This window comes from Dellaglioa sp. CoH-55-MRSF-6, from assembly GCF_056782215.1.
Map to the genome: position 1 here is coordinate 1 of NZ_JBXAYJ010000018.1, position 454 is coordinate 454.

Below are 454 nucleotides of genomic sequence, written 5' to 3' on the forward strand. Positions count from 1 at the left end.
TCATTCCTCCGAACCAGATGATGAATCCGTTTGTCCATGCGCTCTTGGTTCATGAGAATAACGCGGATGCTGAGCCGACGCTGATGACACAAGTGTCCACTACTCAGTGGGCCGTGGCAAGTGCACACTACAAGTACGCGACAAATCGCCAAACTGATGGTGGGTACGGTAGTCAGCTGTGGTTCCCGATTGCGGCATCGTCCAGTACGTGGATAGAGGTTAACGCTCAGTACATGCACAGTATCGATCTGACGGTCGGCAACCGTATCATGATCGTTCAGACACCTGAGGGGTACTACCGCTCAGTGCAGTCTATTACGCAGAATGGTTCGAACTACAGATTGAATTTGAACTGCACGAATGACGGGTCTTACAATAACAAACCGCTGCCGGTAGTTCCGAGTGTTGGGCAGAATATTCGTCTGTATCTAGACGATTTCGCACCGGTCAACGT

1 protein-coding gene is annotated in these 454 nt (G+C 50.7%); it reads left to right on the forward strand.

Going from position 1 to position 454, the window contains the following annotated elements:
* Nucleotides 1-454, forward strand: a 454-nt coding sequence (locus AC1RPK_RS07610) for a hypothetical protein (RefSeq protein WP_481769333.1), incomplete at both ends; no start/stop codon positions are given.